Origin of the sequence: Plantactinospora endophytica (genome assembly GCF_016862915.1) — a bacterium.
Taxonomy (GTDB): Bacteria; Actinomycetota; Actinomycetes; order Mycobacteriales; family Micromonosporaceae; genus Plantactinospora; species Plantactinospora endophytica.
In genome coordinates, this window is sequence record NZ_BONW01000039.1 from 284,691 (window position 1) to 300,401 (window position 15,711).

The window sequence follows — 15,711 nt, forward strand, 5'->3', positions numbered from 1 at the left end:
CGGAAACTCAGTGGTCTCGCCGATCCATCGGCCGGGCCGGTACCCCGACCACGACGGCACCGTCCGGCACGTCCCGGACCACGGCCGCGCCGGCCCCGACCATCGCGCCGGCCCCGACGGTGATCCCGTCGATCACCGTGGCGCCGGCCCCGACCGTCGCGCCCGCCCCGATCCGGGTCGACCCGGCCACGGTGCAGCCGGGCAGCAGCGTGACGTGGTCGGCGAGGACGGCGTCGTGCCCGACGCTGACGTTCGTGCCCACGTGCACGTGCCGGCCGGTGGCGATGTCGGCGGTGAGTACGGCGCCCGGCCAGAGCACGGTCCCGGGGCCGAGTTCCACGGCCGGGCCGACCACCGCCGCCGGGTGCACCAGCCGGGCCGGTGTCCGCCGGTACGGGTCGAGTTGCCGGTCGAGCCGGGCCCGGACCGCGCCCGAGCCGACGCCGAGCACGTACCGGACGCCGTCGTCGGCGTCCCGCAGCCAGTCGTCCGGGCCGAGCCAGTCCACCGGCAGCCGGGCGAGGTCCGCCTCGCGGCGCGGGCCGAGGCAGCCCAGCAGCTTGTAGCCGCCGGCCGCCTCGGCGACGGCGAGGATCTCGCGGGCGTGCCCGGAGGTGCCCAGCACGACCAGGCCGGCACTCATCCGCCACTCCCACGACCCGCGTCCGCGCCACGTCCGCGACCTGTGTCCGGACCGGTCCCGCGATGCGCGTCCGCGCCGATTCCGCGACCCGCGTCCGGGCCGGTCCGGCGATCCGCGTCCGCGCCGGTCCCGCGACCCGCGTCGGGGCCGAGGAGCCAGTCGAAGTAGCCGGACCGGTCGAACGGGCCGGGATCGGGGACGATCGGCTCCCGGATCCGGCTCACCGCCGCCGCCAGGCTCTCCGGATCCTCCGGGTCGTACCCCAGCAGCGCCCGGCCGGCGATCTCCCGGGCCTGCGGGGTGTCCGGCGCGATGATCGGGATTCCGCTGGCCCGGGCCTCCGCCAGCGGATAGCCGAACGACTCCAGCGAGGACGGGTAGTAGACGGCGGTGGCCCGGCGCCAGAACGAGAGGAGTTGGTCGTGCGGTACCACGCCGATGGCCCGGAGCGCCGGATGGGCGGTGACGTCCGGCGGCAGGTCGCCGGGGCGGGCGGTGACCCGGACCTCGATCCCGCCGGCCGCCGCCCCGCCGCCCCGTCCGACCGTGTCGAGCAGCATCCGCAGTTGCGGCACCAGGTTCTTGTAGCCGGCCACCACCACCGGGACGAGCAGGCAACCGCGCTGGTCCGGGGCCCACGCGTCGACCGGGGTGACCGGATGCGGGCGTACCACGATCCGGTCGCGTACCGACGGGACGTGTCGGGCGACCCGGTCGGCCATCGCGGTGCACGGGACGACGGCGAGGTCGGCCCGGCGCAGCAGCAGCCGGATCAGCGGAATCTGCGCCCGGAACGACCGGGGGAGTGTGCCGAGCAGGTGCTCCTCGTCCGGGTACAGGAAATGCAGGGCGTTGCGGAGCAGGACCCGGCGCTCGCGGCCGGCGTACCCGAAGGAGACGTTGTTCGGCGCGACCAGCAGCCGGGCGCCGCGCACCAGCCGCTCCCGGCGCAGCAGCCAACCGGGGGTGATCCGCTGGTCCCGGCCGATCACCCGGGGGTGCACCGGCACGCCGGCCAGGTATGCGTCCAGTTCGCCCCGCCACCGGGCGGCTCCGCCCCGGTCCCCGCCGGCCGCGTCCAGCACCACGTCGCCGAGGTCTTCCGGGGATGCCGGGCGTGGCGGCGGCTGTTCGGCCGGACGGCTGCCCGTGCCGTCCCGGCCGGTCGGGGAGATCGGGGCGCCCGTGCCGTCCCGGTTGCCGGGGGCGGCGCTGCCGGTGGTCGCGGTCACCGCGCCGGCACCCCCTTGACCACCGCGCCGGCCGGCACGTCCCGGACCACGCAGGCGCCCGCGCCGACGGTCGCGTCCCGGCCCACCCGCAACCCCTGGAGTACGGCCGCGGTCGTCCCGACCAGCACCCCGGTCTCCAGTACGCAGGCGCCGGAGATCGCCGCCAGCGGGTTCACCGACACGCAGTCGGCGAGCACACTGTCGTGGCCGACGGTGCAGTTCTGGTTGAGGTGCACGTGCCGGCCGAGCCGTACGTTGGTGGTGACCCGGGCACCGGCGAAGACCACCAGCCCGTCCCCGGCCACGGTGTCCGGGCCGACGGTCGCGTCCGGATGCACCAGCACCGGAGCCGGCAGCCCGTACGCGTCGACCCGGGCGGCGACCGCGCGGCGTACCCGGGGGTCGCCGATGCCGAGCGCCACCGCCGTGCCGGGCGGCGCCTGCCGCAGCTCCTCGACCGGGCCGAGGTACGGCAGGTCGAGCGCGTGCACCAGTTTGAGGTTCGGCTCGGCGGGAGCGTCGTCCACGAAGCCGAGTACCCGGAACCCCGGGCCGTGGCCGGCGGCGGTGATGGCCCGGACGATGCCGAGCACCTCCCGCCCGTGCCCGCCGCAGCCGACGACGACCAGATCGGTGGTCACGAGTCCGCTCCCCGGCCCGGCCCCGGCTCGGCGCCGACCAGTCGACTGCCGGTGCCGGCGAACTCCGGCATGGTCGGGCTGCCCGGTGCGCTGATCCCCTGCCGGCGCAGCACCCGGAGCACGGTCGCCAGCAGGATCCGCAGGTCGAGTGCGAGGCACCGGTCCTCGACGTACCGGACGTCGTGCCGGAACTTCTCCTCCCAGCTCAGCTCGTTGCGACCGCGTACCTGTGCCAGACCGGTGATGCCGGGCCGCACCTCGTGCCGGCGGGCCTGCTCCGGGGTGTACCGGTCGAGATAGCTCACCAGCAGCGGGCGCGGCCCGACCAGGCTCATCTCGCCGCGCAGTACGTTCCACAGCGTCGGCAACTCGTCCAGGCTGGTGGCCCGCAGCCAGCCGCCGAACCGGGTCAGCCGGTCGGCGTCGCTGGTCCGGCCCGGTGCGGCCGGCCGCATGGTGCGGAACTTGCGCAGCTCGAAGAGCTGGCCGTGCCGGCCGGGCCGGGTCTGCCGGAACAGCACCGGCCGGCCCAGCGCCACGGCCACCGCGCCGGCACAGCCGAGCAGCACGGGGGAGAGCAGCACCAGCAGTGCCGCCGCGACCAGCAGGTCCAGTACGCGTTTGAGCCGGTCGTACCGCCGGTGCCGCCCGCCGCCGGTCGGCGGTGCCGCTGCGACGTGCACGGCCGTTTCGAGGTGTTCGGCCGGCCCGACGTGCTCGGTCGCTTCGAGGTACTCGCGGGGGGTCACGCTCGGGCCGCCAGGAAGCTCGCGACGGCGTCCAGCACCCGGCCGGCCTGTGCCTCGGTCAGTCCGGAGCCGCTGGGCAGGGTCAGGCCGTCGGCGAAGAGCCGTTCGGCCGCGCCGGTGATCGCGCCCGGCGTACCGGCGAAGGCGGGTTGCAGGTGCATCGGCTTCCACACCGGACGGGTTTCGATCCGCGCCGTACCCAGGTGTGCGGCGAGGTCGGCGGCCTGCCAGCCGGCGGTCGCCGGGTCGACGACGATCGTGGTCAGCCAGCAGTTGGCGCCCGGATCGCTCTCGGCGAGCAGTCGCACTCCGGGGGCGGTGGCGAAGAGTTTCGCGTACCGCTCCCGCAGCTCGCGGCGGCGGGCCAGCATCCGGTCCAGCCGGCGGAGTTGGGCCCGGCCGACGGCCGCCAGCAGGTTGCTGAGCCGGTAGTTGTAGCCGACCTCGGTGTGCTCGTAGTGCGGCACCGGCTGCCGCGCCTGGGTGGACAGGTAGCGGCACCGGTCGGCGAGGTCGCCGTCGTCGGTGACCAGCATCCCGCCGCCGGAGGTGGTAATGATCTTGTTTCCGTTGAACGAGAAGACGCCGGCCCGGCCGAACGAGCCGGCCGGCCGGCCGTCGTGGGTCGCCCCGAGCGCCTCGGCGGCGTCCTCCAGCACCGGCACCCCGGCGCCCGCGCAGACCGGCGCCAGCCGGGTGTAGTCGACGCAGGCGCCGAACATGTCCACCGGAACCACCGCCGCGACGTCGCGGCCGGCGGCGCGCAACTCGTCCAGCAGCGCGGCCAGCAGCGGCACGTCGACGTTCCCGGTGCCCGGCTCACAGTCGACGAAGACCGGCTCGGCCCCGGTGTAGACGACCGCGTTCACCGTGGCCACGAAGGTCAGCGTGGGTACCACCACCGTCCGGCCGGGACCGGCGCCCAGGCCGAGCAGCCCGAGGTGCAGCGCGGCGGTCCCCGAACTCAGCGCCACCGCGTGCGCGGTGCCGGCCCGGGTGGCGACCTCGCGTTCGAAGGCGTCGACCTCCGGCCCGAGCGGCGCGACCCAGCCCGAGCGCAGGGCCCGGATCAGGTACGACTCCTCCAGCGGCCCGACGTCCGGCGGGGAGAGCAGCACGGGCTCCGGGCGGGACGGCGCGGACGGGTTCGCGGATCCCGGCGACGGCACGCGTTCAGAAAGATCCACAGGTGGGGGCCTCCAGAGCCGGAACAGCAAGCTGACCGGAAGTGTTCTATCAGACTGATAGGACAGAAGTGCCCATCAACTGATATATGAATAAAAATTCAGCGATAGCGTAACCAGAGAACCCTTGTACTTCATGCGTGACTTGCCGGCCATCCTGTCGTTGACGCAGGTGGCACACCAGACAGAACGGTCCGGACCGGCGGAAGGGCACGGTCGACCAGCGGATCTCGGCGAGGCGCCGGGCCGGCCGAGCCGCATGCGCGAACGGGAGTACGAGTGTCTTCTCTGCCTGCTGGCCGCCGGGTACTCATCACCGGCGGCACGGGTTCCTTCGGCCAGACGATGGTGCGCCGGCTGCTCGACCAGGACGTCGGCGAGGTGCGGGTACTCAGCCGTGACGAGGCCAAACAGGACCTGATGCGGCACCGGCTCGGCGACGACCGGGTCCGCTACCACGTCGGCGACGTGCGGGACTTCGACAGCATGTTGCGGGCCACCCGGGGCGTCGACTTCGTCTTCCACGCCGCCGCCCTCAAACAGGTGCCGTCCTGCGAGTTCTTCCCGCTGGAGGCGGTCCGCACCAACGTGCTGGGCAGCGCCAACGTCGTCGAGACGGCCGAACGCAACGGCGTGGCCTCGGTGGTGGTGCTCAGCACCGACAAGGCGGTCTACCCGGTCAACGCGATGGGCATGAGCAAGGCGTTGATGGAGAAGGTCGTCCAGTCGCACGCCCGGCACAACCCGGGCAGCCGGACCACGGTCTCCTGCGTCCGCTACGGCAACGTGATGTACTCCCGGGGCTCGGTCATCCCGCTCTTCGTCGAGCAGATCAGGGCCGGCCGGGCGCCGACGGTGACCAACCCGGTGATGACCCGGTTCCTGATGTCGCTTGCCGAGTCGGTCGAGCTGGTCGAGCACGCGTTCGTGCACGCCCGGGCCGGGGACGTCTTCGTGCGCAAGGCCAGCGCCTGCACCATCGGCGACCTGGCGATCGCGCTCTGCCAGCTCTTCGACGTACCGGCCAAACTCGACCTGATCGGGGTCCGGCACGGCGAGAAGCTGGACGAGACGCTGGCCACCCGGGAGGAGGTGGCCCAGGCCGAGGACTTCGGCGAGTTCTTCCGGGTACCGCTCGACGCCCGTGACCTGAACTACGCGCTCTACGTCTCCGAGGGCGACCCGACCGGCGCCGACGGCCAGGACTTCAACTCGGCCAACGCGCCCCGGCTAGGCGTACCCGAGATCGTGGAGATGTTGCGGGAGCTGCCGGAGATCCGGGCCGAGTTGGCCGCCCGAGACCTGGTGACGGCACCGTGAGACTGGTCCTGACCGGTGCCGACGGATTCCTCGGCTGGCACGTACGGGTGCTGGCCCGGGCTCTCGGCTGGCCCGACCCGGCCGGGCTGACCCGGGCCGACCTGGCCGATCCGGTCCGCGTCGCGGCCGTCGTCGGCGGGGCCGACCGGCTGCTGCACCTGGCCGGCGTCAACCGGGGCGACCCGGCCGACGTGGCGGCCGGCAACGTCGAGGTCGCCGCCGCACTGGCTCGGGGACTCCGACAGTGCCCGGTCCCGCCCGCGACGGTCGTCTTCGCCAACTCTACCCAGGCCGGCAACGGCACCCCGTACGGGGACTCGAAGCGGGCCGCCGCCGCCACCCTGGCCGGCGCGGTGCACGGCCGGTGCCGTTTCGAGGACGTACTCCTGCCGAACCTGTACGGCGAGCACGGCCGCCCGCACTACAACTCGGTGGTCGCCACCTTCTGCCGCCAGTTGGCCGACGGCGACCCACCCGGGGTACGCGACGACCGCGAACTGACCCTGGTGCACGCGCTCGACGCCGCCGCCGGGCTGCTCGGCCTCCCCGCCGATCCGGGTGCACCGTGGGACGCCGCGATGCCGGCACTGCAGATCGGGGTGCACGCCCTGGCCGACCGGCTGACCGGGTTCGCCCGCACCTACCGCGACGGGGAGTTTCCGGCGCTGGCCGACCGGCACGACGTACGGCTGTTCAACACGTACCGGTCGCACCGCTTCCCGGCCGACCAGCCCCGTCCGCTGGTCCGGCACGCCGACCGGCGGGGCGCACTGGTCGAGGTGGTCAAGGCGCACGGCGGTGCCGGCCAGACGTTCGCCTCGACCAGCGCGCCGGGCGTCACCCGGGGCGAGCACTTCCACCTGGCCAAGATCGAGCGGTTCGCGGTGCTGCGCGGCACCGCCGAGATCGCGTTGCGCCGGATCGGCCACCGCGAGGTGCTGCGGTTCCGGGTCGACGGCGACGAGCCGGTGGTGGTCGACATGCCGACGATGTGGGCGCACCGGATCACCAACCTCGGCGACGGCGAGCTGCTCACCCTCTTCTGGGCGAACGAACTCTTCGACCCGGACCGCCCGGACACCTATCCGGAGCCGGTCGGGGAGCCGGCCGTCGAGCCTGCGGCGTCGGCGGCGGTGGCCGGGTGAGGATCGGCCTGGTCACCCAGTGGTACCCGCCGGAGCCGGTCTTCGTCGCCGGCGAACTCGCCCGGGAGCTGGGCCAGCGCGGGCACCAGGTGCGGGTGCTGACCGGCTATCCGAACTATCCCGAGGGCCGGATCCATCCCGGTTACCGGCAGCGCTGGCGGTCGTCGGCCAGCGGCACCGACGCGGGCGTCCCGAACGTCACCGTACGCCGGGTGCCGGTCTATCCGAGCCACGACGCCTCCGCGCTCGGCCGGATCGCCAACTTCCTCAGCTTCGCCGCGACCAGCGCGCTGGCCGCCCCCGGCTACCTCGCCGGCGTCGACGCCCTGTACGTCTACCACCCACCGGCGACCGCGTTCACGGCGGCGGCGGTGGCCCGGCTGGCCGGACGGGTTCCGATCGTGCTGCACGTCCAGGACATGTGGCCGGAGTCGGTCACCGCGTCCTCGATGACGCCGACCGGCGGCGTCGGACGGCTGATCGAGCGCACCCTGGCCGGCACGATGCGCCGGCTCTACCGCTCCGCCACCGCGATCGCGGTCATCTCGCCGTCCATGGCCGAGCTGGTCGTCGCGCGGGGCGCCGATCCGGGCAAGGTCCGGGTGGTGCTGAACTGGACCGACGAGGAGCTGTTCCGGCCAGTGCCGGCGACCGCGGCGGCCCGGGCCACACTCGGGCACCGGGGCCGCTGCACCGTCATGTTCGCCGGCAACATGGGTCCGTTCCAGCGGATCGAGACCGCGATCCGGGCGGCGCACCTGGCGGCGGACCGGGTCGACCTGGTCCTGGTCGGCTCGGGTACGGGAGCGGAGAGTGCCCGCCGGCTCGCCGCCGACCTGGGTGCCACCAACGTACGCTTCCTCGGCCGGCGCCGGCCGGAGGAGATGACCGACCTCTACGCGGCGGCCGACTACCAGCTCGTCTGCCTGCGGGACCTGCCCGGGCTGCGCGGCACCGTGCCGTCCAAGCTCCAGGCCGCACTCGCCTGCGGTGCTCCGGTGATCGTCTCCGCCGCCGGGGACGCGGCCCGGCTGGTGGAGTCGACCGGGGTGGGCCTGGTCTGCCCGCCCGAGGACCCGACCGCGCTGGCCGTCCGGTTCGCCGAGGCGGCGACGCTGTCTCCGGCGACCCGTACCGCGCTGGGCCGGCGGGCCCGGGAGGTCTACCAGGAGCGGATGTCGCTGCGGGTCGGCGCCGACCAGATCGAGGACCTGTTGACCAAGACCGCCGCCGGGCCGGGGACACCCGGATGAGGCGGTACGGCGGACGACGAGGAGTGCTGCCGCGATGACCCGGGTGATGACGGTGGTGGGTACCCGGCCGGAGATCATCCGGCTGTCCCGGGTGCTGGACCGGCTGGACCGTACGGTGGAGCACCTGCTGGTGCACACCGGACAGAACTGGGACCGGAACCTCTCCGAGGTCTTCTTCACCGAGCTGCGGCTGCGCGAACCGGACCGCTTCCTGCGGGTGGACACCAGCTCGCTGGGCCGGGTGCTCGGCGGAGTGCTGACCGGCGTCGAGCAGGCGATCACCGAACTCCGCCCGGACGCGCTGCTGGTGCTCGGCGACACCAACAGTTGCATCGCCGCGCTGATGGCCCGACGGATGCGGGTGCCGGTCTACCACATGGAGGCCGGCAACCGGTGCTTCGACCTCAACGTGCCGGAGGAGACCAACCGGCGGCTGGTCGACCACGTGGCCGACTTCAACCTCGTCTACACCGAGCACGCCCGGCGCAACCTGCTGGCCGAGGGACTGCACCCACGCCGCATCCTGCACACCGGCTCACCCATGCGGGAGGTACTGGAGCACTACCGGCCGGACGTCGCCGCCTCGACGATCCTGCGCCAGCTCGAACTGGAACCGGGCGGCTACTTCGTGGTCAGCGCGCACCGCGAGGAGAACGTCGACGACCCCGCCCGGCTGGGCCGGCTGCTCGACTGCCTGCGTACCGTCCGGGACACCTGGCGGCTGCCGGTGCTGGTCTCCACCCACCCGCGTACCCGCAAGCGGCTGGAGGCGCTCGCCGTCGACGCGTCCACACTGGACGGGATCGCCTTCCACGAGCCGTTCGGGCTCTTCGACTACGTACGCCTCCAGTCGCAGGCCCGGTGCACGCTCTCGGACAGCGGGACGATCAGCGAGGAGGCGGCGATCCTCGGCTTCCCGGCGGTGACGTTGCGGGAGTCGATCGAGCGGCCCGAGGCGCTGGACGCGGGCGGAATCGTGATGACCGGGCTCGACCCGGCCGGGGTACGGGAGGCGGTCGCGGTCACCGTCGACCAGGTCGGCACCGCTGGCGTACCCTGCCCGGCCGACTACCAGGTCACCGACACCTCGCGCCGGGTGGTCGACTTCATCCTCTCCACCGTCCGCCGGCACCACGACTGGGCCGGTATCCGCCGGTAGCCGCACCGTCCGCAGCCCGCCCGACGGCCGCTAGCGTTCCGGCTGGTCGGGCCGGACCGGCAGGGTGATGGTGAAGGTGGTGCCGACCCGCAGTTCGCTGGCGACCCGGATGCTGCCGCCGTGGTCGGTGAGGATCTGCCGGACGATGGCCAGACCCAGCCCGCTGCCGCCGGTCTCCCGGCCGCGCGCCGAGTCGGAGCGCCAGAACCGGTCGAAGACGTACGGCAGCGCGTCGGCCGCGATCCCCGAACCGGTGTCGGCGACCCGGACCACGGCCGAGTCGCCCTCCCGGCGGAGCGTGATCGTCACCTGGCCGCCCTGCCCGGTGGCCCGGAGCGCGTTGGTGATCAGGTTGCCGACCACCTGGCGCAGCCGGTCCGGGTCGGCGTACACCGGGACCGGTTCGGCGCTGACCGTCAGCGCCACCCCGGCCGCGTCGGCGCTGGCCCGGTGCGCGGTACGGCAGGTCTCCAGCAGTTCGGCCAGGTCCACGGTGGCCCGGTGGTACGCCAGGCTGCCGGCCTCGGCCAGCGCGAGGTCCTGGAGGTCGTCGACGATCCGCTGTTGCAGTACCGCCTCCTCGTGCAGCGAGGCGAACAGTTCCGGGTCGGGCTCGATCACGCCGTCGGAGAGCGCCTCCAGATAGCCGCGCAGGTTCGCCAGCGGCGTACGCAGCTCGTGCGCCACGTCGGCGACCAACCGGCGCTGCCGTTCCTCGCCGCGCTGCAACGAGTCGGCCATCCGGTTGAACGACCGGGCCAGTACGGCGATCTCGTCGTTGCCCCTCACCGGCACCCGGCTGGTCAGGTCGCCCCGGCCGAGCCGCTGGGAGGCGGCGGTCAGGATGCCGATCGGGCGGAGCACCCGGTGGCTGAGCAGCGCGGTCGCGATGAACGCCACCGCCGCCACCCCGGCCGCGGCGGCCAGCAACGGGCCGATCACCAGAGACCGGCCGCCCGGCTCACCGACGCCCAGGACCACCCGGGCCGGCTGGGGCGCCACCTCGTCGATCCGGGCGCTGAACGCCGCCGCGAGGCACTGGTTGCTCGGCTCGCCGGGGCCGGTCTGGGCGCAGGCGGTGGAGATGTCGTCCAGGTCGGCCCGGGTCGCCTGCTCGGACTCGCGCGCCTGGTCTGTGCAGTTCCGGACCACCATCGGTGCCCGCGGCACGGCCGGCGCCTCGTACTCCGGCACGCCGTACTGGCCCGGCTTCAGGATCGGCTCGATGCCGTGGCGGGTCAGGCAGGCGGCGAGCCGGACACCGGCGCGGTAGCCGTACAGCTCCTTAGCCGTGATGCCCGCCAGGTCGTCGCCGCCCCTGGGGAGGTCGAGCACGGGGCGGGGGTTGATGTAGCCATACACCGTGCCGAGTTCGCGTACCGCCTGGGCCGGGTCGTGCTCGCGGTCGGTGTCGACGAGTACCCAGCCGGACTCGGCGACGAGGTGGATGCGTTGACCGGTCTGCGCGTTGAGCCGCATCACCAGGTCGCGTACCCCCTCCCAGGTGCCGTGCCGGTGACCGTAGTCGGTGAGCGCGGTGGTGACCTGGTCGAGCGAGGCGGCGGCGGCGTCGGACTCGTCGATCTGTCGGGACGCCTGCCGGAACACCAGCCAGAGGGTCGCGGCGGTCGCGCTGACCGCGACGAGCATCACCAGGGCGAGTACCCGGAACCGGAAGCTCACGCCGACGGGTCCACGCCTGCGGCGGCCTCCTCCGGCGCCCGCCCGGCACCGGACGGCTCGGCCAGCCGGTAGCCCCGGCCGAAGACGGTCTGCACGTAGCGCGGCTCGGCCGGATCGGTTTCGATCTTGCGACGCAGGTTCATCACGTGTGCGTCCACGGTGCGTTCCAGCACGTAGTGGTCGAAGCCGAAGGCCCGGTCGATGATCTGGGCCCGGGTGAACGCCCGGCCCGGTTCGGCGGCCAGCACCTCCAGGATGCCGAACTCCTTGGCGGTGAGGGTGACCAGCCGCCCGCCGATCCGCACCTCGAACCGCCCCGGGTCGACCTCCAGATCACCGACCCGGAGCACCGCCTGGTTGCCCGCGCTGAGCACCCCGGAGCGGCGCAGCAGGGCGCGCACCCGCGCAACCAGCTCCCGTGGGCTGTACGGCTTGGTGAGGTAGTCGTCGGCGCCGATGTCCAGCCCGAGCAGTACGTCGTCCTCGGTGGTCCGGGCGGTCAGCAGCAGGATCGGCAGGTTGGACTCGGCCCGCAGGATCCGGCACACGTCGAGCCCGTCCACCACCGGCATCATCACGTCCAGCACCACCAGGTCGGGGCGGCGGGCCCGGACCTGGTCGAGCGCGGCCCGCCCGTCGCCGACGACCAGCACGCTGTGGCCCTCCCGTTCGAGGTAGACCCGGACCAGGTTGGCCTGCTTCGGGTCGTCCTCGGCGACCAGTATCCGCGCGCTCATGTTTCCCCATTCTGCCTGCTCCCGGCGGGATCGATTAGAGCGCCGGAGCGGTGAAGAAATGATGAAGCCGGGGTGCGGAAACGGTCAGACGGCGGTCCGCACCCGGTCGGCACACGTTCTTGACAGCTTCCGCACATCCACGCTCCTACCGTGCGGGCATGTCCAGACAGAGCACACTCCGGCGGTCGGCGGTCCGGCGCCGGATTCGGGAGACCCTGGCGCTGCGCCGGGCCGACGCGGCGGCCGGCCTGCGAACGGCGCGGTCGTCGTCCACGGGCGAGGAGATCCGTCCCGGAGCAGCCGCGCTCCCGGACCGGCACTGTCGGTTTGGTGGTGATGCCACAGCGGCATGAACATGCCTCTGTGGCATCACGGCGGCCGGACATATGGCAGCGAACGTCCGGATCGCCCGGCTCAGCGCGCCAGACCGAATCGACTGCCCGGCTCGGCTCGGCGTGCCAGACCGAATCGACTGCCCGGCCCCGCCCGGCGTACCGGACCGGATTGACCGGCCCGGCGCACCAGACCGGGTCGACCGGTCCGGCGCACTAGAGTCGTCGCCGACCGGCGCCCACTCGGGCCCGAAGCCGGAGTGGAGGATGACTGGTGTGCTGCACCTGAGGATCATCGTGCCGACCGACCGGTCCGCCGCCGTACTCGACCTGCTCTCCGCCGATCCCGCCGTGACGCACGTCATCGTGTTGCCCGGCGCCGCCCGGATGCCGGCCGGCGACGTGGTGCTCTGCGACGTCGTCCGGGAGGGCGCCGACGAGGTGCTGGACGCGTTGCGGACGCTCGGGGTGCACCGGTCCGGCGGCGTGGTCGGGGACGGGGTCGACGTCACCCTCTCCGCCGCCGCCGACCGGGCCGCCCGGGCGGCGCCGGGGCTGGGTACCGACGCGGTGGTCTGGGACGAGATCGCTCAGAAGACCGGCGAGGAGACCCGGCTCTCGGTGACGTACCTGCTGCTGATCACGCTGGCCACCGTGATCGCCGGCATAGCGGTGCTGCTCGACCAGCCGATCCTGATCATCGGGGCGATGGTGGTCGGCCCGGAGTTCGGGCCGCTGGCGGCGTTGAGCGTGGCGCTGCTGCGCTGGCGGGCTGCGGTGATCCGGCGTTCGCTGCTGGCACTGGGCGTCGGCTTCCTCACCGCGATGGCGGTGACCGTACTCAGCACCTGGGCGTTGACCGCCGCCGGCCTGATCGACCGGTCGATGCTGCTCGCCGAGCGGCCGATGACCGACTTCATCTGGCGGCCGGACGCGCTCTCCTGGGTGGTCGGCTTCCTGGCCGGGGCGGCCGGAATGCTCTCGGTCACCTCGAACCGGTCCGGCTCGCTGGTCGGGGTGCTGATCTCGGTCACCACGGTGCCGGCGGCGGCGAACGTCGCGGTCGCGCTCGGCTACGGCGTCGCCGACGAGGCGCTCGGCTCGCTCGTCCAGTTGCTGATCAACCTCTGCGCGATCGTCGTGGCCGGGGTGCTGACCCTGCTGGTCCAGCGGCTCTGGTGGCAGCGGGTGACGTCCCGCCGTCCCGCCGTATCGTCCCGTCGGCTGCCGGCCGTACTCGCGCCGGCTCCCCGGAGCGCCCGGCCCGGCCCGGTCTCGGCCGGGCCGCCGACGGAGACGCCCCGGGGTGAGCCGACGGGAACGGCGCGACCCGCCGACGAGTAGCACGCTGGAGATCGGGCAGATTCCGGAGTACGTCGAGATCGTCGTCCGATTCGCCCCGGCGTTTCTGCTCGGGTCGAAAGCATCCGCTGCGCCTCCCGGCCTTCATCGCCGAGTCCGATCCTGGCGCCACCGCCAGTCGTTGCGTCGACGCTCAGGCATGCGGCCGTTCCGCCCGCGTCGACGCAGCCAGGCGCAGAACCGGATCACCATCATGGGCCGACCCGCCCGTCGCGAGGACTCGGCGCGGATGTCACCGGCGGAATCCCGAAAGGCCGGCGGCTGCGGCAGTCCGGACAGTCGAGTCGGGCGCCGCATGACCGGCACCACCGGGATTTGACCTTGAAAGAGAAGAGACCGGCGGCGAAGGCGACATAATGAACGAGGCGGTGTTGCGCCGGCCGGTGGGTAGCATTTCGATCATGGCCGAGCAGCTTCGCCAGATCATCAAGGCAATGGAACTACCGAACGTAACCATCCAGCTGCTGCCTTTTTCTGCCGGGCTGCACGCCGGGGCGATGGCGGGTGACTTCTCGATCCTGGATTTCGATCAGGAGGGGAGAGGGAAGGAGGTCGAACCACCGGTGACCTACCTGGAGTCCGCCACCGGAGCCATCTATCTGGACAAGGCATACGAGACCAGCGCCTACAACACCATCTGGGCCGACCTCAGCAAGCGTGCCCGCACCGAACCCCAGTCGAAGACGATGATCGAAGAGATCGCAGAGGAGTACTCCCGTGCCTAGCCTGGCTGGCGCCACCTGGCGTAAGTCCACTCGCAGCAACAACGGCGGCGACTGTGTCGAGGTCGCCGACAACCTGGCAGGCCTCGTCGGGCTGCGTGACAGCAAGGACCCGAGCGGCCCGGTGCTGATCTTCGAGTCCTGTGACTGGTCCGCCTTCGTCGCCACCGTCAAGCGGGGCGTCCGTCCCGGCGCCTGAACAGCGGCGCTTGAACAGCGATCACGCTGGCGGGCTCGCGCCCTTCACGCCGTGGATCGGTTGACGGCTTCGACGAAGTGCGGGAGCAGACTGCTCCAGCCGGCCATGTTCGCGTCGCGCCAGTCGGGTCCGGCGGCGCCGAGGCGTTCCCAACCGCGATGCTCGATGTCGACCCTGGTCCTGCCATCGTCGTCGTGGAAGGTGATCTCCACGTCCGTGGCGTCGGCGCGGTCGCGGCGCAGGTGCCACCGGTAGCCGAGGCGGTGCGGCGGCTCCCAGCGGGTGATCTCGCCCCACTCGTGGGTCGTCCCGGTCGGGGTCTGTTCGTAGATCCGGCCGCCCAGGTGCGGTTCGAGGACGACCTCGACGTCCCTGTCGCCGGTGACCGTGTGGCTCTTTGGCCACCACTGGGAGAAGTTGGCTGTCCAGACCCGGAAGACATGCTCGGCGGGCCGGTCGACCACGAAGCTGGTACGGAGCGGTTCGATCATCCGGCACTGTCCCCGGCGGGCTCGTCCGTCGTGCCCTGGCGCGGGATCGACGCGTCCTGCTCCGTCGCACCAGTCGTCTCCGCGCTCTTCCCGGTGTCGTCCGAGGTGTTCTCCGCGAAGAGGCGCAGCCGGGCGGCCACGTCACCCCAGACCTGCTCCAGGTACGCCTGCACGGCCGCCACGCCGTCGTCGTGCAGCCGGTAGATGCGCTGCGTACCGCGAGGCTCCTCGATGACGAGGCCGGCCTCCTTCAACAGGCGCAGGTGGCGCGAGACGGCCGGGCGACTGATCGGGAGGGCGTCGGCGATGTCCTGGACCGCCTGCTCGCCGTTGCCGAGCAACTCGACGATCCGCCGTCGGTGCGGGTCGCCGAGCGCGTTGAACGGGTCGCCGTGCGGTGCGGTCACGAGGCCCGTTCCTCGGCGCGGTGCTTGAGACCGTCGGCGAAGGTACGGAACGACGGGTTCAGGTCGGGGACCGACTTGAAGATCAGACCGGCCAGCGGACCGGTGTACTCCTCCCGCATGTCGAAGCGGACCGTGCCGTCGGACTGTGGCGTGAGCTTGTAGCTGCGGGTACCGGTGAACAGGCCCAGCGGCATGCCGCCGCGCCAGGTCATCTCCCTGGCCGGCTGGAAGTCGACGACCTTGACCGGGAAGCCCCGGTTGGGGTTCACCTCGGGATAGACGGTGACCTTCCGCCCGGGTGCGATGGTGCCCTCGAAGCGGGCCACGGCGGAGTCCCAGGTCGGCCAGGCGGCGCCGTCGGTCAGCACCGACCAGATGGTGTCCGGGTCGGCCTTGATCAGGGTTGATGCTTCGAAGCCACGCACGGGATGCCTCCTTGGTAACAGGAGTTT

The 15,711-nt window shown here is 72.7% G+C and carries 16 protein-coding genes and 1 pseudogene; 7 read left to right on the plus strand and 10 right to left on the minus strand.

Annotation, left to right across the window (positions count from 1 at the left end; genetic code table 11):
* Positions 1-7 precede the first annotated feature (7 nt).
* From Pen02_RS32895 to Pen02_RS32915, 5 genes are read right to left on the minus strand one after another with little or no spacing between them, the layout of a single operon-like run.
* A complete protein-coding gene (locus Pen02_RS32895; protein ID WP_203870037.1) occupies positions 8-643 on the minus strand; it encodes a NeuD/PglB/VioB family sugar acetyltransferase in 636 nt (211 codons plus the stop codon).
* Positions 640-1,875, minus strand: a complete 1,236-nt coding sequence (locus Pen02_RS32900; RefSeq protein ID WP_203870038.1) for a glycosyltransferase — start codon at positions 1,873-1,875, stop codon at positions 640-642. The genes Pen02_RS32895 and Pen02_RS32900 overlap by 4 nt, the downstream gene beginning before the upstream one ends.
* Positions 1,872-2,516 carry a NeuD/PglB/VioB family sugar acetyltransferase gene (locus tag Pen02_RS32905; RefSeq protein WP_203870039.1) on the minus strand — a complete coding sequence of 215 codons (645 nt, stop codon included), beginning with the start codon at positions 2,514-2,516 and terminating at the stop codon, positions 1,872-1,874. Before Pen02_RS32905 ends, Pen02_RS32900 begins: the two co-directional genes overlap by 4 nt.
* On the minus strand, positions 2,513-3,265 hold the full coding sequence (locus tag Pen02_RS32910; RefSeq protein WP_275413634.1) for a sugar transferase: 753 nt from the start codon (positions 3,263-3,265) through the stop codon (positions 2,513-2,515). Before Pen02_RS32910 ends, Pen02_RS32905 begins: the two co-directional genes overlap by 4 nt.
* Positions 3,262-4,383, minus strand: coding sequence for a DegT/DnrJ/EryC1/StrS family aminotransferase (locus tag Pen02_RS32915; RefSeq protein ID WP_203870144.1), 1,122 nt, complete (start codon positions 4,381-4,383; stop codon positions 3,262-3,264). Before Pen02_RS32915 ends, Pen02_RS32910 begins: the two co-directional genes overlap by 4 nt.
* Positions 4,384-4,728: 345 nt before the next feature.
* Here Pen02_RS32915 and Pen02_RS32920 point away from each other — a divergent pair, with 345 nt between their 5' ends.
* From Pen02_RS32920 to wecB, 4 genes are read left to right on the plus strand one after another with little or no spacing between them, the layout of a single operon-like run.
* Entirely contained in the window at positions 4,729-5,769 is a 1,041-nt protein-coding gene (locus tag Pen02_RS32920) for a polysaccharide biosynthesis protein (protein ID WP_275413635.1), read from the plus strand.
* Positions 5,766-6,914, plus strand: a complete 1,149-nt coding sequence (locus Pen02_RS32925) for a polysaccharide biosynthesis C-terminal domain-containing protein (protein ID WP_203870040.1) — start codon at positions 5,766-5,768, stop codon at positions 6,912-6,914. Before Pen02_RS32920 ends, Pen02_RS32925 begins: the two co-directional genes overlap by 4 nt.
* A complete protein-coding gene (locus tag Pen02_RS32930; protein WP_203870041.1) occupies positions 6,911-8,167 on the plus strand; it encodes a glycosyltransferase family 4 protein in 1,257 nt (418 codons plus the stop codon). The genes Pen02_RS32925 and Pen02_RS32930 overlap by 4 nt, the downstream gene beginning before the upstream one ends.
* Before the next feature lie 34 nt (positions 8,168-8,201).
* Positions 8,202-9,326, plus strand: coding sequence for a non-hydrolyzing UDP-N-acetylglucosamine 2-epimerase (gene wecB, locus Pen02_RS32935; protein ID WP_203870042.1), 1,125 nt, complete (start codon positions 8,202-8,204; stop codon positions 9,324-9,326).
* A 30-nt stretch (positions 9,327-9,356) separates the two neighbouring features.
* Here wecB and Pen02_RS32940 read toward each other — a convergent pair whose 3' ends face one another.
* Positions 9,357-11,009: a sensor histidine kinase gene (locus Pen02_RS32940; RefSeq protein WP_239141686.1), complete on the minus strand. Its 1,653-nt coding sequence runs from the start codon at positions 11,007-11,009 to the stop codon at positions 9,357-9,359.
* Complete coding sequence (locus Pen02_RS32945) at positions 11,006-11,746, minus strand: response regulator transcription factor (RefSeq protein WP_203870043.1); 741 nt, start codon at positions 11,744-11,746, stop codon at positions 11,006-11,008. Before Pen02_RS32945 ends, Pen02_RS32940 begins: the two co-directional genes overlap by 4 nt.
* Positions 11,747-12,345: 599 nt before the next feature.
* Between Pen02_RS32945 and Pen02_RS32950 the strand changes: the two genes are divergently transcribed.
* From Pen02_RS32950 to Pen02_RS32960, 3 genes and pseudogenes are all read left to right on the plus strand, one after another.
* Entirely contained in the window at positions 12,346-13,422 is a 1,077-nt protein-coding gene (locus Pen02_RS32950; RefSeq protein ID WP_239141688.1) for a DUF389 domain-containing protein, read from the plus strand.
* Between the two features lie 371 nt (positions 13,423-13,793).
* Positions 13,794-14,165, plus strand: a pseudogene (locus tag Pen02_RS32955) (DUF5753 domain-containing protein); the annotation flags it as partial.
* Positions 14,158-14,361: a DUF397 domain-containing protein gene (locus tag Pen02_RS32960; RefSeq protein WP_203870044.1), complete on the plus strand. Its 204-nt coding sequence runs from the start codon at positions 14,158-14,160 to the stop codon at positions 14,359-14,361. The pseudogene Pen02_RS32955 and the gene Pen02_RS32960, both read left to right, overlap by 8 nt.
* Before the next feature lie 44 nt (positions 14,362-14,405).
* Here the strand turns inward: Pen02_RS32960 and Pen02_RS32965 are convergent, their stop codons facing one another.
* Genes Pen02_RS32965 through Pen02_RS32975 form a run of 3 tightly spaced genes read right to left on the minus strand, consistent with a single transcriptional unit; the run spans position 14,406 to position 15,684 of the window.
* Positions 14,406-14,852: an SRPBCC domain-containing protein gene (locus Pen02_RS32965; RefSeq protein WP_203870045.1), complete on the minus strand. Its 447-nt coding sequence runs from the start codon at positions 14,850-14,852 to the stop codon at positions 14,406-14,408.
* A complete protein-coding gene (locus tag Pen02_RS32970; RefSeq protein WP_203870046.1) occupies positions 14,849-15,259 on the minus strand; it encodes an ArsR/SmtB family transcription factor in 411 nt (136 codons plus the stop codon). The genes Pen02_RS32965 and Pen02_RS32970 overlap by 4 nt, the downstream gene beginning before the upstream one ends.
* Complete coding sequence (locus Pen02_RS32975; protein ID WP_203870047.1) at positions 15,256-15,684, minus strand: SRPBCC domain-containing protein; 429 nt, start codon at positions 15,682-15,684, stop codon at positions 15,256-15,258. Before Pen02_RS32975 ends, Pen02_RS32970 begins: the two co-directional genes overlap by 4 nt.
* Positions 15,685-15,711: the final 27 nt, after the last annotated feature.

Excerpts from the sequence above, each read along its gene's own strand:
- Pen02_RS32895 (WP_203870037.1), bottom strand. The coding sequence starts at position 643 with ATGAGTGCCGGCCTGGTCGTGCTGGGCACCTCCGGGCACGCCCGCGAG.
- wecB (WP_203870042.1), top strand. The coding sequence starts at position 8,202 with ATGACCCGGGTGATGACGGTGGTGGGTACCCGGCCGGAGATCATCCGG.
- Pen02_RS32945 (WP_203870043.1), bottom strand. The coding sequence starts at position 11,746 with ATGAGCGCGCGGATACTGGTCGCCGAGGACGACCCGAAGCAGGCCAAC.
- Pen02_RS32950 (WP_239141688.1), top strand. The coding sequence starts at position 12,346 with ATGACTGGTGTGCTGCACCTGAGGATCATCGTGCCGACCGACCGGTCC.
- Pen02_RS32965 (WP_203870045.1), bottom strand. The coding sequence starts at position 14,852 with ATGATCGAACCGCTCCGTACCAGCTTCGTGGTCGACCGGCCCGCCGAG.